Source organism: Amycolatopsis sp. NBC_01286 (assembly GCF_035982555.1).
Classification (GTDB): Bacteria; Actinomycetota; Actinomycetes; order Mycobacteriales; family Pseudonocardiaceae; genus Amycolatopsis.
In genome coordinates this window covers 8,279,731-8,303,546 of sequence record NZ_CP108428.1, presented here as the reverse complement: position 1 = coordinate 8,303,546, position 23,816 = coordinate 8,279,731, and the positions used below count along the sequence as shown (strand labels likewise).

General features: G+C 73.1%; 18 protein-coding genes. 7 read left to right on the top strand and 11 right to left on the bottom strand.

Annotated features, from left to right (window positions below; genetic code table 11):
* Positions 1-82: 82 nt before the first annotated feature.
* Positions 83-676 carry a TetR/AcrR family transcriptional regulator gene (locus tag OG570_RS37810; RefSeq protein ID WP_326949227.1) on the top strand — a complete coding sequence of 198 codons (594 nt, stop codon included), beginning with the start codon at positions 83-85 and terminating at the stop codon, positions 674-676.
* Here the strand turns inward: OG570_RS37810 and OG570_RS37805 are convergent.
* From OG570_RS37805 to OG570_RS37775, 7 genes are all read right to left on the bottom strand, one after another.
* Positions 662-2,107, bottom strand: a complete 1,446-nt coding sequence (locus tag OG570_RS37805; protein ID WP_326953624.1) for a sensor histidine kinase — start codon at positions 2,105-2,107, stop codon at positions 662-664. The genes OG570_RS37810 and OG570_RS37805 overlap by 15 nt on opposite strands.
* Positions 2,104-2,787, bottom strand: a complete 684-nt coding sequence (locus OG570_RS37800) for a response regulator transcription factor (protein ID WP_326960276.1) — start codon at positions 2,785-2,787, stop codon at positions 2,104-2,106. Before OG570_RS37800 ends, OG570_RS37805 begins: the two co-directional genes overlap by 4 nt.
* On the bottom strand, positions 2,784-3,878 hold the full coding sequence (locus tag OG570_RS37795; protein WP_326953623.1) for a streptophobe family protein: 1,095 nt from the start codon (positions 3,876-3,878) through the stop codon (positions 2,784-2,786). Before OG570_RS37795 ends, OG570_RS37800 begins: the two co-directional genes overlap by 4 nt.
* Positions 3,878-4,672 carry an ABC transporter permease gene (locus OG570_RS37790; RefSeq protein ID WP_326953622.1) on the bottom strand — a complete coding sequence of 265 codons (795 nt, stop codon included), beginning with the start codon at positions 4,670-4,672 and terminating at the stop codon, positions 3,878-3,880. Before OG570_RS37790 ends, OG570_RS37795 begins: the two co-directional genes overlap by 1 nt.
* Complete coding sequence (locus OG570_RS37785) at positions 4,669-5,580, bottom strand: ABC transporter ATP-binding protein (protein WP_326949231.1); 912 nt, start codon at positions 5,578-5,580, stop codon at positions 4,669-4,671. Before OG570_RS37785 ends, OG570_RS37790 begins: the two co-directional genes overlap by 4 nt.
* A gap of 122 nt (positions 5,581-5,702) precedes the next feature.
* Positions 5,703-6,929 carry an RNA polymerase sigma factor gene (locus OG570_RS37780; protein ID WP_326953621.1) on the bottom strand — a complete coding sequence of 409 codons (1,227 nt, stop codon included), beginning with the start codon at positions 6,927-6,929 and terminating at the stop codon, positions 5,703-5,705.
* Complete coding sequence (locus OG570_RS37775; protein WP_326953620.1) at positions 6,929-7,330, bottom strand: YciI family protein; 402 nt, start codon at positions 7,328-7,330, stop codon at positions 6,929-6,931. The genes OG570_RS37780 and OG570_RS37775 overlap by 1 nt, the downstream gene beginning before the upstream one ends.
* A gap of 205 nt (positions 7,331-7,535) precedes the next feature.
* Between OG570_RS37775 and OG570_RS37770 the strand changes: the two genes are divergently transcribed.
* Complete coding sequence (locus tag OG570_RS37770) at positions 7,536-8,441, top strand: SGNH/GDSL hydrolase family protein (RefSeq protein ID WP_326953619.1); 906 nt, start codon at positions 7,536-7,538, stop codon at positions 8,439-8,441.
* A gap of 8 nt (positions 8,442-8,449) precedes the next feature.
* Here OG570_RS37770 and OG570_RS37765 read toward each other — a convergent pair whose 3' ends face one another.
* Positions 8,450-9,097: a TetR/AcrR family transcriptional regulator gene (locus OG570_RS37765; protein WP_247051414.1), complete on the bottom strand. Its 648-nt coding sequence runs from the start codon at positions 9,095-9,097 to the stop codon at positions 8,450-8,452.
* A 62-nt stretch (positions 9,098-9,159) separates the two neighbouring features.
* Between OG570_RS37765 and OG570_RS37760 the strand changes: the two genes are divergently transcribed.
* The 3 genes from OG570_RS37760 (at position 9,160) to OG570_RS37750 (ending at position 12,740) form a co-directional block, all read left to right on the top strand.
* Entirely contained in the window at positions 9,160-11,061 is a 1,902-nt protein-coding gene (locus tag OG570_RS37760) for a neutral/alkaline non-lysosomal ceramidase N-terminal domain-containing protein (protein WP_326953618.1), read from the top strand.
* Positions 11,062-11,448: 387 nt separating this feature from the next.
* On the top strand, positions 11,449-12,291 hold the full coding sequence (locus OG570_RS37755; protein WP_326953617.1) for an alpha/beta fold hydrolase: 843 nt from the start codon (positions 11,449-11,451) through the stop codon (positions 12,289-12,291).
* The gene (locus OG570_RS37750) at positions 12,288-12,740 is read left to right on the top strand and encodes a VOC family protein (protein WP_326953616.1); all 453 of its coding nucleotides are present in this window, start codon (positions 12,288-12,290) and stop codon (positions 12,738-12,740) included. Before OG570_RS37755 ends, OG570_RS37750 begins: the two co-directional genes overlap by 4 nt.
* Here OG570_RS37750 and OG570_RS37745 read toward each other — a convergent pair.
* Positions 12,712-15,804 (bottom strand): MGH1-like glycoside hydrolase domain-containing protein, encoded by a 3,093-nt coding sequence (locus OG570_RS37745; protein ID WP_326953615.1) that lies wholly within the window; start codon positions 15,802-15,804, stop codon positions 12,712-12,714. The two genes, OG570_RS37750 and OG570_RS37745, sit on opposite strands and share 29 nt — an antisense overlap.
* Before the next feature lie 305 nt (positions 15,805-16,109).
* On the opposite strand from OG570_RS37745, the gene OG570_RS37740 reads away from it, so the two are divergent.
* Both OG570_RS37740 and OG570_RS37735 read left to right on the top strand, forming a co-directional pair.
* Entirely contained in the window at positions 16,110-20,783 is a 4,674-nt protein-coding gene (locus OG570_RS37740; protein WP_326953614.1) for an RHS repeat-associated core domain-containing protein, read from the top strand.
* An 86-nt stretch (positions 20,784-20,869) separates the two neighbouring features.
* Positions 20,870-21,775 carry a universal stress protein gene (locus OG570_RS37735; RefSeq protein WP_326953613.1) on the top strand — a complete coding sequence of 302 codons (906 nt, stop codon included), beginning with the start codon at positions 20,870-20,872 and terminating at the stop codon, positions 21,773-21,775.
* Positions 21,776-21,808: 33 nt separating this feature from the next.
* Here the strand turns inward: OG570_RS37735 and OG570_RS37730 are convergent, their stop codons facing one another.
* Both OG570_RS37730 and OG570_RS37725 read right to left on the bottom strand, forming a co-directional pair.
* A complete protein-coding gene (locus OG570_RS37730) occupies positions 21,809-23,053 on the bottom strand; it encodes an exonuclease domain-containing protein (RefSeq protein ID WP_326953612.1) in 1,245 nt (414 codons plus the stop codon).
* A complete protein-coding gene (locus tag OG570_RS37725) occupies positions 23,050-23,754 on the bottom strand; it encodes a DUF6218 family protein (protein WP_326953611.1) in 705 nt (234 codons plus the stop codon). The genes OG570_RS37730 and OG570_RS37725 overlap by 4 nt, the downstream gene beginning before the upstream one ends.
* Positions 23,755-23,816: the final 62 nt, after the last annotated feature.

Sequence of the window (23,816 nt, the reverse complement as noted above, 5' to 3'; positions counted from 1 at the left end):
TGCTCCATTTCGTTGAACGCTCGTTGATTGAACGACTGTAGAACGAAGTGGCCCGCCGGGTCAACGGCCGTAGAATGAACCCGTGACCGAACCGAGCGCCCGCCCGTCCCGGGCGGAGCAACGCCGCCAGAGCGAGGAGCGCATCCTCGCCGCGGCCCGCAAGATCTTCGCCGAGCTGGGCTACGACCGGACCACGATCCGGGCCGTCGCGGCGGCCGCCGGGGTCGACGGCGGGCTGGTCATGCACTACTTCGGCAGCAAGGACCTGCTCTTCGCCCGCGCTTCCGAGATCCCCGCGGACGAGCTGCCCGGTGGCACGGCGGACGAGGTGGCCGAAGCGCTGCTCACGTCGCTGGGCCGGCGCCTGACCGACGAGCCGACGGCGTCCCTGGCGGTCCTGCGCTCGATGCTCACGAACGCCGACGCCGCCGATCGCTACCGGGCCGCCGGGGAGCCGCAGCTCAACCAGCTCACCGAGGCGATCCCGACGCCGGACGCCGACCTGCGCGCGAGCCTGCTCAGCGCGATCGTCCACGGCGTGGTCGCCGAGCGGTACCTGCTGCGCCTCACGCACCTCGCGGACGCGTCACCCGAGCAGATCGTCGACCTGCTGCGGCCGTGCTTCCAAAGCCTGGCCACGCCGCCCGCGGAGAAGCCGCAGTCACTCGGACCGTGACAGCGTGAGCCGGAAGCACGCCCCTTCGCCCAGTGCGGTCTCCAGTTCGACGTCGCCGCCGTGGGCCCGGGCCAGGGAGCGCGCGATGGCCAGGCCGAGCCCGGCGTCGGCGCCGCCCGAGCGGGTCCGGGCCCGGTCGGCGCGGTAGAAGCGGTCGAAGACGCGGCCCGCCTGGGTGGTGGTCAGGCCCGGGCCCCGGTCCGCCACTTCGAGCACGGCCCGGCCGTCGACCGTGCCGACGCCGATGCGGACCGGCGTGCCCGGCGGGGTGTGGGCGGCGGCGTTGCCCACGAGGTTGGTGACGACCTGCCGCAGCCGCGCTTCGTCGGCGTGCACCGGCGCGGGGCCGGGTAAGCCCGCCCCGCCCGGCCCGGTGAGCTCGACCGGCCGGGACGGGTCGAGGGCACGCAGGTCGTGCCGGGCGTCGCCGGCGAGGGTGCGCAGGTCCATCGGCGCCCGGTCGAGCTGGCTTTCGGGTGCCTCGTCGAGCTGGGCGAGCAGCAGCAGGTCCTCGGTGAGGGCGGTGAGCCGGGTGGCGTCGCGGTCGATGCGGCGCATCACCTCGTCGACGTCGGCCCGCTCGGGCAGCGCGCCCATCCGGTAGAGCTCGGTGGAGCCCTTGATGCCGAACAGCGGCGTCCGCAGCTCGTGGCTGACGTCCGAGACGAAGTCGCGCATCCGGGCCTCGGACGCGGACCGGTCGGCGAAGGCCCGTTCGAGCTGGCCGAGCATGGTGTTGAGCGACGCCGCGAGGTGCCCGATCTCCGTCCCGGGCGAGGCGAGGACGGGGACGCGCCGGGTGAGGTCGCCCTCGGCGATCGCGGCCGCCGTGTGCTCGATCCGGCGCAGCGGCCGCAGGCCCCGGCCGAGGGCGAACCAGCCGACGGCGGTCAGCAGGACGAGCAGCACGGCCCCGCCGATCAGGCTGCTCGACCGCAGCTGGGCGATCGTGGCGTCGGCCTCGGTGCGCGGCGCGGCCGCGAGCACCGTCCCGGCCCAGCCGACGGTCGGCCGGGCGACGGCGCGCCAGCGTCCCGAGCCGTCGGCGGCCGGCAGGTCCACCGCGGACCCGTCGGCCGGGATCGTGCGCAGCGCACCGGGGGCGGGCAGCGCGGCGGCGTCGAGCCGGGAGGAGTGGAGGCCACCCGCCACCGAGCCGTCGGCGTCGAGGTAGACCAGGTACGGCGTGCCGAACAGATCGAGAGCGGGATCGAGGAGTTCGGGGCGGGCGCTCGTGTTCTTCAGCCCGGGCGGCCCGGCGGCCGGCACCCGGGAGATCAGCTCGGTCAGCGACCGCAGCTGGCCGTCGAGGCGGTCGAGCTGGTAGCGCTCGACGTGGTCGGAGACGACCGCGCCGATCAGCGCGAGCCCGGCCAGCAGCAGGCCCGCGGTGAGCAGCAACAGCCTGGCCCGCAGCGAAAGCCGCTTCACCGCCGGGGCTCCCGCAGCACGTAGCCCACGCCGTGCACGGTGTGGATCAGCTTGGGCTCCTCGGTGTCGACCTTCCGTCGCAGGTAGGAGATGTAGGTGTCGACGATGCTGGCGTCGCCGCCGAAGTCGTAGCGCCACACCCGGTCGAGGATCTGCGCCTTCGACACCACGCGCCCGGCGTTCTCCATCAGGTAGCGCAGCAGCCGGAACTCGGTGGCGGAGACGCGCACGGGCCGCCCCTCGCGCGTCAGCTGGTGCCCTTCGGCGTCGAGGGCGAGGGCGCCCACGGTCAGCACGCCGGCCTGCTGGCCGGTGGTCCGGCGGAGGATCGCGCGGATCCGCGCGATCAGCTCCGCCAGGTCGAAGGGTTTCGTCACGTAGTCGTCGGCGCCGAGCGACAGGCCGGTGACCTTGTCGGCCTGGCGGTCGCGCGCGGTGAGGAACAGGACGGGCACCGGGGCGTGCCGCTCACGCAATCGCCGGACGACCTCGAAGCCGTCCATGTCCGGCAGCATGACGTCGAGCAGCACCAGGTCCGGGGGCTGCGCGGTGGCCGCGGCGACGGCCTCGCCCGCCGTCGCCGCGGAGGTCACCTCGAAGCCGGCGAACCGCAGCGCGGCGGAGAGCAGCTCGCGGACGGTGGCTTCGTCGTCGACCACCAGCAGCCGCCCGGGCGTCATCGCTTCCATGCCCGCGAGGATACGGAGATCGCGCCGGCGAGCAGGCCACTCGCGAACCCCGCCGCCGCGCCGGCCGCCAAGGCGAGCAGGGGATTCGCCGACAGCCGCGCGTCGAGGATCGGGATCGACAGCCCGAACGCCGTGACGTCGAGGTCGACGGACACCCGGGACAGCAGCGTCACGACCGCCGGCGCGACACCCGTCACCACGGCGAACACCCCGGCGCGGCGCAGCGGGCGCCCGGGGCTGGACCGCGCGGCGACGATGACGGCGCACGTCACCAGCGCCACCACCGGCACCCAGATCCACACGCCACCAGGCTCGATCCCGTTGAGGGTGCAGGAAAGCACGCCGTCGGACGTCAGGGTCCACGGCACGCCGAGCCCGAGCAGCAGCGCGCCGGACACCGCCTGCGGCAGGACGAGCAGCACGGCACCGGCCGCCGGCGCACCGCCGAACACCCACGCGAAGAGCACGCCGCCGGCGGTGACCACCCCGAAGACCGTTGCGGTGACGCGTAATCCCGGCACGGCGGCCGGGAACCGCACCACGAGCGCAGCTGCCCCGACGACCACGAGCGCCCAGGCCGCCGCGGCCGCCAGCGTCGGCAGGACGGCCGCGGAGAACCCGGCGTCGACCGCGCCGCCGAACCGCGAGACCGCTCCCGTGGCGGGCCCGCAGACAGAGCCGCCACCCGAGCCGCCCGGCAGTCGCAGCGCCAGATTTCCCCTTGGCAGTAACGAGATCGTGGTTACTCCCGCCACAGCCGCGACGGCTGCCGTCGCGGCGCGGACGGCCAGCCCGTCCCGGCCGTGCCGCAGCACCAGCGCCCCGAGCACCACCGCGCCCGCCAGGGAGACGCCCAGCAGCATGACGTCGACGGCGCCGTGGACGGCGATCGGCAGCGCGCCGGACGGGGTCGCGACGACGTCCGCCGAGCCGCCCACGGCCAGGGCGACGACCGTCGCGGTCAGCGCCGTGAGGTCGCCGAAGCGGCCGGCGCCGAGCAGCAGCAGCGCGGCCAGCGCGACACCGGCCATCACGAGCAGGGCAGCGGCCGCCGCGCCCAGGCCCCGGCGGACGTCGCGCATCAGACGTCCCGGCGCCGGAAGACCGCGAACGCGACGGCCAGCACGGCGGCGACGCCGAGGCACAGGCCGCCCAGGTTCAGCCACGGGTGCGGGAACCCGGGATCGGGCACCGTCTTGAGGACCTCGGCCGCGCCCAGCGTCGGCCAGAAGCGGAAGAGACCTTGGAACCAGCCGGGGAACGCCCCCGCGATCCCGGGGATCAGGAAGACGATGCCCACCAGCGTGGCGAACGCGCCCGCCGTGGCCCGCGCGAGCACGCCGAGACCGACCGCGAGCAGCGCGATCGCCGTCAGGTAGACGCCGCCGCCCGTCACGGCGGAAAGCACACCGGGATCGCCGAGGCTCGCGTCCGGCGCGTCCTGCAGGGCGAAAACCGCCTGCCCGACGAAGAAAGCGGCGAACATCAGCGCCTGCCCGGCCACCGCGGCGACGGCCGCGGCCACCACCACCTTGGCCGCCAGCGTCCGGTGCCGGCGCGGCGTCGCGATGAGCGACGTCTGCATCAGCCCGGTCGCGAACTCCGCGGTGACGATCAGGATGCCGAGCACCCCGAGGACCAGCTGGGCGACGACGTACGACATCAGGCTGCGCCCGGCCGGATCCCAGGTCTGCTGGTCCGCGAGCGTCGCGCTCGCGTACTCCTTCCCGGCGGCGTTCGCGGTGAGGGCGGTGATGCCGAGCCCGACCACGAACAGGGTCGCCAGCGTGAACCAGGTGGAGCGCAGGCTGCGGAGCTTGACCCATTCGGCGTGCACGGCGTGGCCGAAGGTCGTTTTCGTGGCGAGCGCGCTCATGCGGTGACTCCCTGGTACTCGACGCTGTCCTTGGTCAGCTCCATGAAGGCGTCCTCCAGCGAGGCGCGCTGCGGGGTGAGCTCGCTGAGCGCGGCACCGTGGTAGGCGGCGAGCTTGCCGATCTCCGCGCTGGTCAGGCCGGAGACGACGAGCGAGGACTCGAGCCCGTCCCGCACGGTGGCCCCGGCGGCGGTGAGCCGGTGCGCGAAACCCGGATCGGGCGTGCGGACGAGCACGGTCCCCGCGCCGCCCGCGCGCATCAGCTCGCCGACCCCGGTGTCGGCGATCAGCCGGCCCCGGCCGATGACGACCAGGTGGTCGGCGGTCTGCGCCATCTCGCTCATGAGGTGGCTGGACACCAGCACCGCCCGGCCGTCGCGGGCCAGCGACCGCATGAAGTCCCGGATCCAGCGGATCCCTTCGGGGTCGAGGCCGTTGACCGGCTCGTCGAAGATCAGCACCCGCGGGTCGCCGAGCAGGGCCGCGGCGATGCCGAGCCGCTGCCGCATGCCGAGGGAGAACCCGCCGGCCCGCTTGCCGGCGACGTCCTCCAGCCCGGTCCGCGCGAGCACCTCGCCGACCCGGCGGCGGGGGAGACCGTTGCTGACCGCGAGGGCCAGCAGGTGGTCGCGGGCCGTCCGGCCGCCGTGGACGGCACCGGCGTCGAGCAGCGCGCCCACCTCGGTGAGCGGCGCGGGGAGGCCGGCGTAGCGGCGGCCGCCGATGGTGGCCGAGCCCCGGGTCGGCGCCGCCAGGCCCAGGATCATCTTCATGGTCGTGGACTTGCCGGCGCCGTTGGGGCCGAGGAAACCCGTCACCTGCCCGGGTTCGACGGTGAACGAGAGGTCGTCCACCACGGTGTCGGGCCCGTACCGCTTGGTCAGGCCCCGTACGTCGATCGTGGTCATGCGGCGAGCGTGCCCGGCCGGTCCGGTGAGTTCCTGAGTGCTTCTGGGAGAACTCTGTGAATCCACCGCTCACGGCCCGGCCGGGACGGCCCGGTCACGAGGAATCGCAACCTTCGCCCGGGTCAGCCCAGCGCGGCCGCCTTGCCCAGCAGCACCGAGCGTTCCCGCTCGTTGGTGCACAGCCGGGCCGCCAGCTCCAGCTCGGCCCGCGCCTCCGGCCGCCGGCCGAGCCGGGTCAGCAGCTCGCCGCGCACGGTCGGGACCAGGTGCGAACCCGGGAGCCGGTCCGTGACGATCAGTTCGTCCACAATGGCCAGGCCCGCCGCCGGACCCGACGCCATGGCCACGGCGACGGCCCGGTTGAGCTCGACCACCGGTGAGGGCGCGACCCGGCCCAGCGCCTCGTAGAGCAGCACGATCCGGTCCCAGTCCGTCGCCGCCACCGACGGCGCCGACGCGTGGACGGCGGCGATCGCGGCCTGCAGGCCGTAGGGGCCGAGCCCGCGCGGTGACGCCTGGGCCAGCGCGGCCAGCCCGCGGCGGATCGCCGAGAAGTCCCACCGCCGCCGGTCCTGGTCCTCGAGCAGGATCGGCGCGCCGTCCGGGGCGGTCCGGGCCGGGAAGCGCGCGGCCGTCAGCTCGAACAACGCGAGCAGGCCGTGCACCTCCGGCTCGGCCGGCTGCAGCGCGGCCAGCGTGCGGGCCAGCCGGATCGCCTCGTACGCGACGTCGGGGCGCACCAGCCGGTCACCCGAGGTGGCCGTCGAGCCCTCGGAGAAGATCACGTAGAGGACGCTGAGCACGCCGCCCAGCCGCTGCTTGCGTTCGCCGGCCGGCGGCAGCTCGAACGGCACCCCGGCCGCCGCGATCGTCTTCTTGCCGCGGGTGATGCGGGCCTGCACGGTCGGCACGGACACCAGGAACGCGCGGGCGATCTCCTCGCTGGACAGACCGCCGACCACGCGCAGGGTCAGCGCCACCCGGGCCTCGGGGGAGAGGACCGGGTGGCAGCTGATGAACATCAGCTTCAGGACGTCGTCGTCGATCCGGTCGGGGTCGGCGTCGTCCTCGGAAACCTCGGTTACCTCGTCCTCGGTCGCGAGCAGGGCGTAGCGGTCCCGCAGGGCGGCCCGGCGGCGGATCGTGTCGATGGCCCGCCGCCGGGCCGTGGCCATCAGCCAGCCGACCGGGCTGGCCGGCGCGGCCTGGGGCCAGGACACCAGCGCCTCGGCCACCGCCTCCTGGGCGGCGTCCTCGGCGAGCCCGAAGTCGCCGGTGAACCGGGTCAGCGCGGCCACGATCCGCGCCGACTCGATCCGCCACACGGCCTCGACGTCGGCCGGTCCCATCAGTCGCGACCGGCGTTCTCGACCCCGGCCGCCTCGCCGCCCTGCGGGACCTCGTCGTCGCCGGCGACCCGGCGGACCTCGATCTTCGACCCGGCCACGGCGGGCATCCGCGTGGCCCACTCGACGGCCTCTTCCTGGGAGGAGACGTCGAGCAGGAAGTAGCCGCCGAACAGTTCCCTGGTCTCCCCGTAGGGCCCGTCGGTGACCACCGGCTTCTCGCCGCCGAAGGCGACCACGACACCGCGGGCCGGGTCGTCGAGTCCTTCGGCCGCGAGCAGCACCCCGGCCTTGAGCAGGTCTTCGATGTACGCCCGGGTCGCGGCCATCTCCCGGTCGATGTCGGCCATCATGGCCGCGTTGGACTCGTCGGTGCCCCGCATGATCAGCATGTACTTCGACATCGTGTGCTCCTCGTTCCGGTCAGGCCGCCTGCCGGCCTCACGCCCCCTGGTCGAACGGGCGACCCGGGAATCGACACGGCCCCGGAGAAATCTTCCCCGGGCGCCGTCGATCCCGCCGGGGGACGCCCGGGTCAGGCCGGCTTGACGAAAACATGAACGTGATTCACAGTTACCTTCGCTCCGACTCCGAGGTAACGAGGTGCCCATGAAGGTGTCCCGGATCGTCCTCGCCGCCGCGCTGGCGGTGGCCACTGTGACCGGTGCGGGGGTGGCGAGCGCCGCGCCGGCTCCGGCGTTCCGCCACTACGTCGCGCTGGGCGACTCCTACACCGCCGGGCCGCTGATCCCGTGGCAGTCGGCGAGCTGGTGCTTCCGGTCGAACAACAACTACCCGTCGTGGCTGGCCACCCGGCTCGGCATCTACGCCACCCCGGGCGCGTTCACCGACGTGAGCTGCTCCTCGGCGGACACGACGAACATGACGCGACAGCAGACCGTGCCCAGCGAAGACGCGCCGATCACCTACGAATACCCGCAGTTCGACGCCCTGACCCCGGACACCGACCTGGTGACCATCGGGATCGGCGGCAACGACGCCAGCGTGTTCGGGTCGATGATCTACACCTGCCCCGGCCTGCGTGCCGCCGACCCGACCGGCTCGCCGTGCCGGGAGCACTTCACCGTCAACGGCGTCGAAACCCTCACCGCCGCGATCACCGGCACCGAACGGAACCTGGAGAAGGTCGTCAAAGGCGCCCGCGCGCTTTCGCCCGGCGCCAAGATCGTCCTGGTCGGCTATCCGCGGCTGGTCCCGCCGAGCGGGTACTGCCCGGACCAGATCCCCTTCGCCGACGGCGACTACCGCTGGTTCGACGGCGTCGAGCGCACCCTCAACGCCGCCCTGGCCAAGGCCGCGAAGAAGACCGGCGCGACCTACGTCGACACCTACGGCCCGTCGCTGGGCCACGACGCGTGCGCGGGCAGCGCCGCCTGGGTCAACGGCCAATACACGAACCTGGTCAAAGCCGTCGCCTACCACCCGGTCCTGGCCGGGATGCAGGCCGAGGCCGGCTTGATCCACCAGGCGCTGGCCGCCGGACCCCAGCGGTGACCGGGGTGCTAGCGGAAGCGGGGGCTGGTGACGATCTCGTCGACGTAGAGCCGATCGAGGCGCTTGGCCTCGTCCAAAGTGTCCTGATCGCCGTGGGGGTCGATCCGGAACGCCAGCTGCAGCAAGGCGTCCGCCACCCGGACGGCCGCCCGGCAGGCGAGCGCGAGCGGCGGTCCGTCGACGACGTCGGAGCGCGCGAGCAGGATCCGCCGGATGCTCTCGGCCAGCAGGTCGTTGTTCGCGTCGTCGGCGCGCAGCAGCTCGGGGCTGAGGTGGCGGCCCGTCCAGATCGCGACGTAACCCGGGTTCTGCCGGTACCGCTCGACGAACCGGTCGAAGACGATGTCGACCAGGTCCGCCAGCGGCGCGCGGGACGCCGCTTCGACCGCCTCGGCCATGGTCTCGCCGAAGCTGTCCATGTAGTGCTGCGCCAGCGCCGACAGCACCGCGGCCTTGTCCTCGAAGAACTGGTAGACCGTGCCGGTCGGCACGCCGGCGCCGTCGGCGATCCGGCGGATGGTCAGCGCCTCGACGCCTTCGCCGGCCAGGATCCGGTCGGCCGCGGCGACGATCGCCCGCACCCGCGCGCGGCTGCGGGCCTGCTGGGGTTCCTTGCGCAGCCCCTTGAGGGCGCGGTCCGGTCCTGGCTCGGTCACCAGCGCACAGTACCGTCCGGAGCGAGGCGGGCGACCGCGCAGCCACCGGGAGGGGACAGCCGTTGACGGACAGGGACTTCCTGGTCGGCCGCGGGATCGCCGACATCACCGGCGAGGCCGCCGGCTGCGAACTGATGGGCTACGGCAAGTCCTGGCAGCGCAGCGCCGGGCTCCACACGCGACTGCGCGCGCGGGCCTTCGTCATCGACGACGGCGCGCGCCGGGTGCTGCTGATCGTCTGCGACCTGCCGCTGATGTTCCCGAGCGTGCACCGCGCGGTGCTGGCCCGCCTGGACGACCGGTACACCGAGTCCAACGTCATGATCACCGTGACCCACACGCACTGCGGCCCTGGCGGCTACGGGCACCACCACCTCTACAACCTGTCCAACGGGTTCCACCCCAAGACGTTCACCGCGATCGTCGACGGCATCACCGAAGCCGTCGAGCGGGCGCACGCCGACCTCGCACCCGCCGACCTGACGCTGGCGCACGGGGAGCTCCGCGACGCCAGCACCAACCGGTCGCGCGTGGCGTTCGACCGCAACCCGCGGGCGGACCGGGAGTTCTTCCCCGACGGCGTCGACCCGCAGACGACGGTGCTGCGCGTCGAGCGCGACGGCCGGGTCGTCGGGGTGATCAACTGGTTCGCCACCCACGGCACCAGCATGACCAACCGGAACCTGCTGATCAGCTCGGACAACAAGGGATACGCGGCGCTGCACTGGGAACGCGAGGTCGAGGGCGGCGACTACCTCGCACCGGCGCCGCCGGGCTTCGTCGCCGCGTTCGCGCAGACCAACGCCGGGGACATGTCGCCGAACGTCGGCGGGCGGCCCGGCAGCGGCCCGACCGGCGACGAGTTCGAGAACACCCGGATCATCGGCCTGCGCCAGTACGCGGCCGCGGCCTCGCTGCTGAAGCAACCCGGTGTTCCGGTGCGCGGCGGGGTGGACCACCGGCTGACCCACGTCGACCTGTCCGCGACGGCCGTCTCGGCGGAGTTCTGCGGTGACGGGCGCGCCCACCGGACCCGCGGCCCGATCGGCGGCGCCGCGGCGCTGGCCGGCACCGACGAAGGCAAGGGCTTCGCCGGGTTCCGCCAGCAGCGCAACCCCTTCTGGGACGCGCTGTCCGCGGTGCTGTACCGGCTCGCCCCCGGACTGCGGGATGCCCAGGCGCCCAAGGGAATGGCGCTGCCGGGCCGCCTGCTCAACCGGCTGCGCCCGTTCATCGCCACCCGGTTCCCGGTGCAGCTGCTGCGCGTCGGCCCGTTGTACTTGATCGGGATCCCCGGCGAGGTCACGATCGTGGCCGGCCTCCGGTTGCGCCGCACGGTCGCCGAGCTCGTGGGCGCCGACCTCGAGAACGTGCTGGTCGCAGGCTACAGCAACGGCTACTTCCACTACGTGACCACGCCGGAGGAGTACGAGGCCCAGCGGTACGAGGGCGGCAGCACGCTGTTCGGGCGCTGGCAGCTCGACGCCCTGCGGCAGACCGCGTCGAGGCTGGCCGTCGCCCTGCGCGACGGGACGCCGGTGGACCGGGGCACGCCGGAACCCGGCCACTCCGGCCGGATCCGGCCCGCCGAGGACAAGACCGTGGACGGCCCGTCGCCCGGCCGGGTCCTGACCCAGCCCGCGCCGAGCTACCACCCCGGCGAGCAGGCTGGCGTCAGTTTCGTGGCCGCCAACCCGAACAACGACCTCCGCCGCGGCAGTACGTACCTGACGGTCGAGTCCGAAGTGGACGGAGCCTGGCACACGATCGCCGACGACGGCGACTGGTCCACGAAGTTCCACTGGTCACGCGGCAAGGGCACCGGCCCGGTCGTGCGGATCACCTGGGACATCCCACCCGGCACGACCGGCCCGCACCGCATCCGCTACCACGGCGACGCGAAGGACCCGGCGGGCCGCATCGAGCCGTTCACGGCGGTGTCCGACGTCTTCGTGATCGGCTGACGGGAGCCCCGGTAGGGGACCGTTTTCGCCGCCATGGTGACCGTGCTCGGCCCCGGTGTCGGGTTCGTCTCCGCTGTGCAGGACCAGTTCCAGCCGTTCACGGGGCAGGGCCCGGCGACCTGGGTGGTCACCTCGGCCGTCCTGGCGGCCGGCACCAGCCCGCGAGGCGAACCAGCTGGAAGGCGTGCCCGGCAACCTGCCTTCCGAGGTGCACGGCACCGGTCTCACCAGCCTGCTCGTCGTCCGCGACGCGGCGAAGGACGACTGCTGACGCCAATCCGGTGCGGGGTCCGCCCCGAACGACCAACGGTGCTCGCGGTGTTTGAGGCAGATGAGTTGCGGGCACTCGAATTGTGGACGAGGTAATTTCTACCGTCGGGAGGACAGATGCCCAGCGTGACCGTCGGCCACGAGAACTCCGCGCCGATCAACCTGTACTACGAGGACCACGGCACCGGGAAGCCGGTCGTGCTGATCCACGGCTGGCCGCTCAGCGGCCGCTCCTGGGAAGCGCAGGTGCCGGCGCTCGTCGACGCGGGCTATCGCGTCATCACCTACGACCGGCGCGGTTTCGGCCGGTCCTCACAGCCGTGGGGCGGCTACGACTACGACACCTTCGCCGCCGACCTCGAAACGCTGCTCACCCACCTGGACCTGCGTGAGGTCACGCTGGTCGGCTTCTCGATGGGCGGCGGCGAGGTCGTCCGCCACCTCGCCACGCACGGGGCCGGCCGGGTCGCCAAGGCCGTGCTCGCGGCGGCCGTCCCGCCGTACCTATACCAGAGCGACGACAACCCGGACGGCGGTCTCGACGACGCGACGATCGGCCAGTTCGAAGCCGGCGTCCGCGGCGACCGCCTGGCGTTCCTGAAGCAGTTCACCACGGACTTCTTCAGCGCCAACGGCAAGCTGCTCGTGAGCGAGGACCAGCGCGCGTACGCCCAGGAGATCGCGGCGTTCGCGTCGCCGAAGGGCACCCTCGACTGCATCGCGGCGTTCGGCCGCACGGACTTCCGCGCCGACATCGCCAAGATCGGCGTGCCCACCCTGGTGATCCACGGTGACGCGGACGCGATCGTGCCCTTCGAGGTCAGCGGCAAGCGTTCGGCGGAGTCCCTCGAGGACAGTGAACTGGTCGTGATCAAGGGTGGCCCGCACGCGATCAACGCCTCCCACGCCCAGGAGTTCAACGACGCGCTGCTGGCGTTCCTGGCCCGGGGCACCGCGTGACGGCGGCGGCCGGCGCGGTCCACCACATCCGGCTGACCGTCACCGACGTCGCCCGCGCGCGGGAGTTCTACACCCGCGTGCTGGGCTTCTCGGTGGCCGTGGACACGGTGCCGCCCCAGGACGATCCGGACCACTGGCTGATGGTCCACAACCTGCAGGGCGGGATCGTGCTGACCAACGGGCAGCTGCAGCTCGGGCTCCGGCCCTGCGACGACCCGCGGCGCCGGGCCGGCGACCGGTTCGACCCGCTGCGCGTCGGCCTCGACCACGTCAGCTTCTCGGTCGGCGGCCGTGCCGAGCTGGCCGAGATCCGCGACCGCTGCGCCGCCGGCGGGCACGAGCACGGCGAACTCGCCGAGCTGGCGCCGTTCGGCATCGCGGTGCTGTCGATCACCGACCCCGACGGCATCCAGCTCGAACTCACGGCCCCGCTGGAGCCGGACGCCTGAGGTTCGTCCCGCCGGTGACGTCGGCCGCGGTCAGGGCCCGGTTCCACACCTCGACGTCGTCGACGCTGCCCGGCCACAGGTCGCTGTGCTGCCCGCCGGAGACGGCGCGGCCGATGGCCAGCGGGCCGGGCGACGCGTCCCCGGTCGCCTGGCTCCAGGTCTTGGCCTGCGCCACGCCGTCGACGTAGAGCACGTAGGTGCCCGCGTCGGCGTCGTGCACGCCGACCAGCCGGTACCAGCGGCACGGCTGCGGGGCGACGTCCGCCAGGGCCCGGCCCGCGCTGGTCGAGAAGGCCAGCCGGTCGTCGGCCGCGGAGTACTGGAGGTAGAAACCGCTGCTCGGGTCGCCGTCCTGGCTGACGGCGGTGGCCCACGATCCCGTGCGGTCCAGCCGGACCCACGCGCTGACCGAGTAGTTCCCGGTGGTGTCCAGCACCGGCCCGCTCGTCTGCCCGTACTGGCTCGAGCCGTCCAGCTGCAGGGCGGTGCCGGTCACGCCGGGGACCCACGCGGGCGCGCCGGTCAGGGCGGCGTCGTGGCCGCCCGCGCTGTCGTGGGCGACGGTGCCGCTGCCCTCGTCGAGGCTCCACGCGCCGACCGGGTCGTGCTGCCCGGCCGGGTGGGGGATCTGCAGGTTCTGGCGCTGGTGCGTGGTTTCCGTCCGGCCGCCGGGCCCGCGGTAGGACGCGGTCGCGGTCAGCGTCGCCGCACCGCCCGGTTCGGCGTCCGGTGGCGCCGTCAGGGTGAACGCCGACGTCCGGGACTGCCCGGGCGGGATCGCGGCGGCGGGCCGTCCGGCCGGCGTGACCGCCCAGCCGGCCGGCACGGCGAGGCTCACCCGCGGTGAGACCAGCGGGCTGGACGTCGTGTTGCGCACCGTGACAGTCAGCGGGGTGCTCCGGCCGACGAGGACGACGCCGTTGGCGTTGGCGGGCCCGACGGCGACCCGCGCGTCCGGGCTCGACGGCGTCCAGGACTGCAGCTCCGTGACGCCGACGAACGCGCCCGGCGGGTTGGTGAACACCAGCCGGACCTTGCTCGTGGTGAGCGTGGGGAAGGTGACGCGGTTGACGCCGTTGCCCACCGGGCTCGCCGGCGCGCGGACCTGGCCGGGGACGTCCTGCCAGGCCGAGCCGGTCCAGTACTGCAGGCTGTAGGCCGCGGCCGGTCGGACGCCGCCGCCGTCGTCGTACCCGCTCCAGCGGATGTCGCCGACCGGCGTGGGCGCACCGAAGTCGACGCCGTAGAAGTCGCTCGGGTTCGGTGAACCGTAGTTGGTCCAGCGGGTGTTCTCGGGCACCTCGCTGTAGAAGACCTTGCCGTCGAGCGCGTTCCACGCGTTGTCGTTCGGCCAGGTGTAGGAGGTGATCGGCCGCGGGTAGCCGGTGCGGAGCGGGTTGGCGGCGTCGTTGACGAGGTCGTCCCGCTGGGGCACCACAGTGCGCCCGACGTCGATGGTGGTGTTGCGCAGCGTCGCGGAGCGCTGGACGAGCTTTCCGTCGACGTAGAGGCGCATCCCGGCGCCCTGCCCGTAGTGCTTGCCGTCGCGGTCCCACAGCACGCTGACGTTGTGTCCGTGGTAGGGCACGTTCTCGGCGGCGAAGTGGTCCCAGCCGGCCGGGGTGAGCGGCTTGACCTCGAGGGTGTCGCCGGACTGCGGGCGCAGGCCGAGCAGCCCGGACAGCACCAGGTCGGTGTAGGTGGAGTGGTTGTAGTCCTCGCTGTGGTTCTGCCCGTCGTAGATCCACGCGTCCCGGTCCGGGTCGTGCGCCTCGGCGACGTAGGGCTTGCCGTTCCTGGTCTGGGTCCGGGCGTAGGTGCCCAGCGCGGCGGCGTAGTCCTCTTTGGACACCGTGCGCTGGGCCGGGTGGTCGTCCAGCAGGTTGGCGAGGCCGGTCAGGGTCTGGGAGGTGGCGAAGGGCCAGCTCGGTCCGTCCCAGCGGCAGCACGAACCGGCGTCCTTCATGAAGAACGGGCTGCGGCGCTCGGCCGTGGTCGGGCCGTAGGCGCTCGCGAACCCCTGGGGGTCGAGCAGCTGGGACCAGGCGGTGGTGTCGGCCGGGCCGGCGGCGCCGAACGTCCAGGGCAGGTAGCCGATCTGCTCGCGGCTGCCGGACAGGCGGTGGCCCGGGTTGTCGTCGCGGGCCATGGCGTAGTAGAAGCCGCGTTCCGGGTCCCACAGCCACTTCTGCATCGCGGCCTGCACCCGGGTGGCGCGCTGGGCGTACTCGGCGGCGAGCCGGTGGTCGCCGACCGAGTCCGCGATGCGGCTGATCGCGACGGCGTCGCCGTACTGGTAGGAGTTGAGCGTCGGCCGGTAGCCGGCGCCGCCGTGGTAGGGCTCGGCGGATTCGTAGGAGGAGGCCGAGAACTCCATGGCGTCCCAGACCGGCACCGACCAGTAGAGGCCGAGGCCGGGGTCGAACTGCTTGTCCCAGCCGCGGTACTGGCGCACGAGCGCCGGGAGCAGCTGACGCAACGGCGCGAAGTCCCCGGTCACCTGGGCCTGGCCGTAGGCCGAGGTGGCCAGCCAGACGCTGTACTCGTGCGCCCAGTCGGTCGTGTCGGCGTTGACGTCGTCGGTGGCGGGCTTGGGGCCCGCGCCGGGGCCGGTCAGCCAGAACTTGAGGTAGTCCTGGCCGTAGCTCGGATCGCGCAGCCAGCGCCCCTCGGTCAGCTGGTGCCCGGCGGCGGCGTCGATCGCCTGGTAGGGCGCGGCGTACCCGCAGCAGTCGAGGAACTCCGTCGAGATCCAGCCGTCGGTGGGGTTGGTGTAGCGCAAGTGCTCCTTGTAGACGCGCCAGCGGTAGTAGTAGACGCTCTGCATGGTGGCGTCGGGCAGGTCAACGAACGGGATGTTCGCTTCGTACCAGGCGGGATCCGAGTACCCGGCGAGGGCGGCGGCGTGGTCGAGGAAGTGGGTCCCCGCGCCTGGTGTCGGATGCGGCGAGGAGTCCCCGGCCGCTTCCGCGACGCCGCTGAGGGCGAGCTGCGCGGCCAGGCTCAGCGCGGCCACCCAGGTCATCGCCGACCGGGTGCGTTTCCAGGACAGCCGCCCGCGCATCGGACCTCCACGAGAGGGTTTACAACGTTGTAAAACACAGCTTCGACCACTATCGCCCAAGAGTGCGCAAAAGGGAACACCTCTCGTGACGTCGGCTGCCCGATCTGCTCGATCGACCCGGTTCGACGAGTTCGACTGCTGGTTCGCCCGAATAGGAGGGTCCGCGGGCATCCGTGGGTGATCGGACGGGCAACCCGATCCGGAGGCCCCGGCGCCGGTTCCCTGGAGGTTGGTAGCTTGAAAAGATCTCGGGCCGGGCAGAGTGAGCCGGCGAGCGGTCCCCCCACTGAGGATGGTTCCACCACATGAGCAACCCGTTGATCGCGCCGACGCAGGATTCGACGAAGGCGTACTCGGGGATCTCCCTGCTGGAGACGGCGAACGACCTGAAGTCCGCGATCGAGAGCGGTGACTGGGCCTCGGTCGCGATGGGGGCGGTCGGCACCGCCCTCGACGCGCTGTCGATGGCCATGGACCCCTTCGGCGCGATCCTCGCCGCCGGGGTGGGCTGGCTGATCGAGCACGTCGGGCCGCTGAAGGAGGCGCTCAACGGCCTCACCGGCAACGCCGACGAGATCGCCGCCCAGTCGGAGACGTGGAAGAACATCGCGGGCGAGCTGCAGAGCGTCGGCACCGACTTCGGCGACATGGTCAAGGCCGACCTGCAGTCGTGGACGGGTCCGGCGTCCGACGCCTACCGGCAGCAGTCGCAGGACCTCGTCGCCCTGCTGGGGAGCGCGCAGAAGGGCTGCGAAGGCGCTTCCAGCGGCGTGAAGACCGCGGGCGAGGTCGTCGGCGCGGTCCGGTCCCTGGTGCGTGACATCATCGCCGAGCTGGTCGGGCACCTGATCAGCTGGGCGCTGCAGGTCGTGTTCACCCTCGGCATCGGCCTGACCTGGGTCGTCCCGCAGGTGATCGGCGCGGTCGCGAAGACGGCGTCGAAGATCGCCGACCTCGTCACCCGGCTCGTCAAGGCCCTCAAGGCGCTCATCCCGCTGCTGAAGCGGGCCGGCTCGCTGTTCGGCGACGCCGCGAAGGCGCTGAAGAACATCAAGCCCGGCAAGGTGTCCGCGCCGAAGAAGCCCCCGAAGATCGACGGCACGCCGAAGGCCCCGGAGCCCAAGCCCAAGGGTGGCGACAGCACCACGACCTCCGGCGCGGACGGGACGCCGCCGCCGAAGCACGACGGCCCGCCGCCCAAGAACGACGGCACGTCGCCGTCCGGTAACGGGACCAACGGCGACACCCCACCCGGCGGCCACGGCGGTGGCAACGGGAACGGCGGCGGCGGGAAGGGCTCGTCCGGGGGCGGCGGCACCAGCCCGTCGTCGAACAAGCCGAACAACCCGCGCGACACCGCTCCCGACCCCGACAACCGCGTCTGCAAGGACGATCCCGTCGACATCGCGAGCGGCGAGGTGATCCTCGAACAGCTCGACCTCGAGCTCGGTTCGCTGGTGCTGGCGCGCACGCACGTGTCGACCTACCGGGCGGGCCACTGGTTCGGTGTCTCGTGGTCGTCCACTGTGGACCAGCGGCTCGAGGTGGACGACGAGCACGTCTGCTACTTCTCACCCGCCGGCACGATCCTCGTCTACCCGCGCGGCGAGGGCGAGCAGCTGCCGCTGGAGGGCGCGCGCTGGCCGCTCACCCGCGACGGCGACACGTTCACCCTCACCACCGACGACGCCGTGCTGGAGTTCTCCGGCTCCGGGCGCGTGGTGCCGCTGCGCGCCTTCGAGGGCGAGCAGCGGGTCGAGGTCTTCTACGACGACTTCGGCACCCCGACCCTGCTGCGCCGCGAGGACGGCGTCCGCGTCGCCCTGCGGACCCGGCGCGGCCGGGTGAGCGAGGTCGTCGTCCTGGGCGACGGCCTGCCGGACGTCACGGCGCTGCGCTTCGAGTACTCCCCGCAGGGCCACCTGTCCGCGGTGACCAACTCCTCCGGGCAGGCGCAGCGGTTCGGCTACGACGAGGCCGGGCGCCTCACGTCGTGGCAGGACCGCAACGACGTCCACTACGCCTACACCTACGACGAGCGGGGCCGGTGCGTCCGCACCACCGGCGACGGTGGCTTCCTCGACGGCACGTTCGCCTACGACGACCACCTCACGCGCCACACCGACTCGTTCGGGCACGTCACCGAGTTCCACCTCAACGACGCGCGCCAGGTCGTGCGCGAGGTCGACCCGATCGGCGGCGTGACGCTCTCCGAATGGGACCGCTACGACCGCCTGCTCTCCCGCACCGACCCGCTGGGCCGCACCACCCGCTACGGCTACGACGAGAACGGCACCCTGACCCAGGTGCACCGGCCGGACGGCTCCGTGGTGCTCGTCGAGGGTGCCGCGGGCGGGCCCGCCGCGATCACCGTCCACAGTGGAGACACCACCTGGCACCGCCGGTACGAGGACGACGCGCCGGATCCGCGTACCACCCCGATGGGCGTCGCCACGCCCATCTCGCTGAGCGGTGACGAGCCGCCCGCGCCCGAAGGTGTGGAGCCCGACCAGTTCGGCCGGCCGCGGGCGCTGCCGACCGCGACCGGGACGGTCGCGCTCAGCTGGACCGTCGAGGGCCGCTCGGCCGCCCGGGTCGGACCGCGGCAGGAACGCGCGTCCTGGCGCTACGACGGGGAAGGCAACGAGACCGAGCACGTCGACGAGCTGGGCCGCGTCACCCGCCGCGAGTACGGCCCGTTCGACGTGCTCACGGCGCTCACCGACCCGGCGGGCGCGCGCACGGTGTACGGCTACGACACCGAGCTGCGGCTGACGTCGGTGACCAACCCGCAGGGCCGCACCTGGCTCTACCGCTACGACGAGCTGGGGCGGCTGCAGGCGCAGACCGACTTCGCCGGGCGCACCCGCACCTACGCCTACGACGCGGCCGGGCAGCTGGTCCGCTCCACCGACCCGGCGGGGCTGGTGACCACCTACCGCCACGACGTCATCGGCAACCTCGTCGAGGTGCGGGCGCCGGAGCGCACCACCACCTACCGGTACGACCCCGTCGGGCACCTGGCGCACGCCGCGAACGGCGAGTCCACAGTGGAGTTCGAACGGGACGAGCTGGGCCGCGTCGTGCGCGAGACCGTCGACGGGCGCAGCGTGAGCTTCGAGTACGACGAGTCGGGCTACATCCACCGCCGCACCCCGGGCGACGCCGAGAGCACCTGGTTCTTCGACGACCTCGCCCGGCCGATCGGGCTGCTGGCCGGCCCGCACGCGATCGTCTACCGCCACGACACCGCGTCCCGCGTGATCGGCCGCCACGACGGGGCCGCCCAGCTCGGCCAGACCTACGGCGGCCAGGGCGAGCTCGTCACGCAGGCCGTCGCCGCCGGGAGCGTCCCGGTGCAGCGGCGGGCGTTCGGCTACCAGGCCAACGGGACGCTCGCGACGCTGCACGACGACGTCACCGGCACCACCGCGCTGACCCGGGACGCCGCCGGGCGCGTCGTCGGCGTCACCTCGGCGCAGGGGCGCGAGGAGTACCGCTACGACAACGGCGGCACGTTGCTCCCGCCCGCGGACCTCGCGGTGACCGAGGACGGCTACGGCCGGCGGGTCACCCAGGGCGCGGTGCAGTTCACGTGGTCCGGCGACCGCCTCACGGCGGCGGCCACGCCGGACGGCACGGTGTGGCGCTACCACTACGACCCGCTCGGCCGCCGCGTCGGCAAGACCCGCCACGGCGCCGACGGCAGCACCGCCACCACGATCTACACCTGGGACGGCACCACGCTCATCGAGGAGGCCGGGCCGGGCCGGATCGTCACGTGGGACCACCTGCCGGGCACGGTCACCCCGGTCGTGCAGCGCGAGCGGGACGCCCAGGGCACGCGGTTGCGCACGTTCGTCACCGACGCCGTCGGCACGCCGACCGACCTGCTCGACGAGCGGGGCGGGCTGGTGTGGACCAGCCGCCGCACCGCGCACGGCCGGGAGCTGACGGCCGCGCCGACGCCGCTGCGGTTCCCCGGCCAGTACGCCGACGCCGAAACGGGCTTGCACTACAACGTCTTCCGCTACTACGACCCGGCGACGGCGCGGTACCTGAGCCAGGACCCGCTGGGCCTGGAACCGGGACCGGACCCGTACGCCTACGTGCCCGATCCGTACGCGGAGTTCGACGCGCTGGGCCTGATGAACTGCGGCACCAGCTCGCAGTCCGCGGGCGGGGGCAACGGTGCCCCGCAGACCCCGAGGGGCGGGCACGACGCCGGGAACACGGGTGGCAGTGACGGGAAGCCCACACCGCCGCCGCTCAAGCCGAAGCCGAAGCTCGGGCCGGACGGCAGGCCCATCGTGCCGCCCAAGCCGAAACCGAAGCCGCAGCTCGGGCCGGACGGCAGGCCCATCGTGCCACCCAAGCCCAAGCCCAAGCCGGACACGACGACGCCGTCGAGCAGCAAGCCGCCCCGGCCGGAACCGCCGCCGCAGAGCACGAAACCGAAGCCCGACACCTCGGCCGAGCCGAAGCCGGACACCCCCGGGCCGTCGAACCCGAAGCCGGACGCGGGCGGCGCGCCGGGCACCACGGGCAACCCGGCGTCGAAGCCGCCGCCGGGCAAGGACGACTTCCACCAGCCGCCGCCGGGCGCGAACGGCAAGCTGCAGGGGGAGTACACGTTCAAGCCGGAGCCGCAGAAGATCAGCGGCAGCAATTACGGCGACGTGACCCCGATGCAGGAGCACGTCTTCCAGGGCGTGATCGACGACAAGATCGCGAAGTGGAAGGCGGACGGCCTGATGGACAAGCCCTTGGACGTCAAGGTCTACTACCCGCCGGGCTCCAACCAGCTCAAGCTCGCCGGCGACGGCCACCACAGCTTCGCCGCGGCGATGGAGAGCGGCCGCCCGATCAACCTCCAGCTGTGGAAGCAGCCCGGCGGCGGCCTGGCCAACCCGCAGACCAGCTGGAACAACACCACCGCGCTGCCGGGGGTGCCGAAACCGGGGCAGTGGCAGAAGTAGCCGTCACCCCACCGGGCGTCGTCCGCGAGCCGCGGGCGGCGTTCGGTGCTTTACTCGGGTCCCGGACGAGGAAAGCGGGGACGCGGATGGCGAGCGCGACAGACCTGGTGGTCGGAGTCGACGGGTCGGAGCCGGCGTTGACGGCGGTCCGCTGGGCGGCGCGGGCCGCCGCGACGCGCCGCCGCGGGCTCAGGCTCGTGCACGCCACGGAAGAGCTGCCGGTGGCCTATCCGCACGCCGGCGGGACCTTCGACGATCTCTACGAACTGGTCGGCGCGCGCGGGCAGCGGCTGCTCGACGCGGCCCGGGCCGCCGTGGCCGAGGTCGCGCCGGACCTGGCCCCCGAAGTCGTGCTCCGTCCGGAACAGCCCGCGGAGGGGCTGATCGCCGAATCGGCGTCCGCGGCGATGGTCGTGCTCGGCACACCGGGGCTCTCGACGGCCGCGCGGGTGCTGCTCGGCTCGGCGTCGCTGGCGCTGGCCGCGCACGCGGAGTGCCCGGTCGCGCTGATCCGCCCGCACGTCGCCGAAGACGACGCGCCCACCGAAGGCCCGGTGGTCGTCGGCGTCGACGGCACCCCGGCGAGCGAAGACGCGATCGCGGTGGCGTTCGACGAAGCGTCCTGGCGCGGCGCACCGCTGGTCGCGGTCCACGCCTGGCACGACACGTTCCTGGCGGGCGTCTTCGAAGAAGGCCGCCGCACCATGGACGGCACCGCGATCGAGCAGTCCGCGAACGAACTGCTCGACGAGCGGCTGGCGGGCTGGCAGGAGCGGTACCCGGACGTCCGGGTGGAACGGCTGGTCCAGCGCGGCCGCCCGGCGCAGGCCCTGCTCGACCTGGCCGACCGGGCCCAGCTGCTGGTGGTGGGCAGCCGCGGCCGCAGCGGCCTGGCCGCGCTGGCCCTGGGCTCGACGAGCCAGGCGATGATGTCGTACGCACTCTGCCCGGTGGTAGTGGCCCGCGGCGGCACTCACCCGGCGGCGGAGTAACCGACCGGACCGGCGAAGCAGCGACAGACCGGCCTAGCCGACGAGCCGCGCGAGCGCCTGCAGGAAAGCGTGCTCGGAGACGACCGGGACGCCGCATTCGCGCGCTCGCTTGGCCTTGCCCGACATGGAGTCCGGATCGGCGGCGGCGAGGACGCGCGTCTGCTTGCTGACAGATCCGGTGACGCGGATGCCGGCCGCGGCGGCTTCGGCCGCGATGTCGGCGCGTTCGCGCCGCATGGCACCGGTGAGGACCACTTTGTCGCCCGGTCGCAGGACGAGTCCGCCGACCTGGCGTTCCGGCCCCGGCGTCGGTTCCCGGACGGCGTCGCGTTCCTCGTCGAGGATCGTTTCGACGATCGCCGGGTCGAGCGCCAGGAGGATGGCGACGGTGAGCAGATCGTTCCGCTCTTCGTCGGTCACCACCTGGTCCGCCCAGGCTTCGCGCGCCAGGTCCCGCAGGTAGCTCAGGTGCAGGGCCACGACTTCGTTCTTGTGCAGGCCGAGGTCGTGGGCGATCTCGACGAGCGCGTCGCCTTCGGTGGCCGAGATCTGCCGGTCGAGCAAGGCGTCGTCGAGCATCGCGTAGTACGCGTCGACCGCCGGTTCGCCGTCTCGCGGCAGCCGCTCGACGAGCTTGGCCAGGAAGTGCGGTTCGACGTGCCCGATCGCCGTGCGGTGCGCCGCCGGGGTGTGGCGTCGCTCGAGGTGCGGCCAGGTCCAGTTCGCGGCGTGCAGCTGGGCATCGGTGACGCGCACGGCGTCCGGCGCGTGCCGCAGGAGGAAGCCGAGCAGCTCGCCCGCGCCTCGCGCGTCGGCGAGCGCGGTGTGCCACGCACGTTCGGGCAGCCCCGCGGCCGCACAGCAGTCGACCAGGGACCGCCCGGAACCCAGCCGCGCCCGGCCCGCGGCTCGCATGGTGCACAGCCCGGCGTCGGGTTCGAACGGCGTGTCGATGCCCAGCCGGCTGAACTCGGCACGCAGGTGCATCGCGTCGAAGGTCCAGTTGTGCGCCACCACCACGCGCCCGCTCAGCCGCTCGACGAGCTCGCTCGCGAGGTGCTCGAACCGGGGTGCCCGGCGGGCGTCGGCCGCCCGGATGCCGTGGATGGCCTGAGGGCCCAGGTCGCGCTCGGGGTTGACGAGCGTCACCCACTCGTCGGTGACGGTGCCGCGCGGGTCCACGTGGACGATCGCGATCTCCGCGATGCGGTGGTGCCAGCCGGTGAGGATCCCGGTGGTCTCGGTGTCGATGACGGCGTAGCCGTGCGCGGCTTTCACAGCGGCAGCCGGTTGGTGCTGGCGGATCGGACCGCGGCCAGCCACCGGGGCGGCAGCGGATCGGGATCCCCGTGCGCGGCCCGCACGTAGCGGCGCCGGTTCTTCACCTGCTCGGTCTCCGCCCAGACGGACACCAGCCACCTCAGCGTGCGGGCGATCGACAGGACCTCGGACACCACGGGCGTCCCGGGCGCGGCCGAAATGCGCGCAACCCGCTGCAGGGAAGCGAAGTCCTGGACCTCGGCGTCGTCGGGAAGGTCGTGCGTCCACTCCAGGGGAGTGATCGTCTTGCTGTCCTGGCGTGCGGCTTCGACGGTCGCGGCGTACTGCTGCCGCCGCTCGGCCGTCTCACGGAACGCGTCCACTGGGGAGAACAGGTGCCGCTCCCACCCGCCGTCCTCGATGTCCACCTTCGCCGTCGTGGTCAGCCGGTCGAGCCATTCCCGCAGTTTCCGCGGGTGCACGGCGGCGATCGCCCGGCGCTCGACGAACGTCAGGACACGTCGTGCCGCGTCCTGGGAGCCGAACACGTCGTCGGCGGGGTAGATCCACGCTCCCGTCGCGTCGCCGGGCGGGCTGACGTGCCAGGTCGCCACCGACTCGATCCCGTCGTCGCCTTCCCCCACGCACAGCACCGCGCTTCCGGGTGCCCACAACGCTGTCAGTTCTTCGAGCGGTTCCACCGTGACCGGGTCCGTCACCGAGCGCCTCCTTCGTCGACCAACATCAAGTCGTCGGTGCGCAGCGGTTGTTACAACCCATC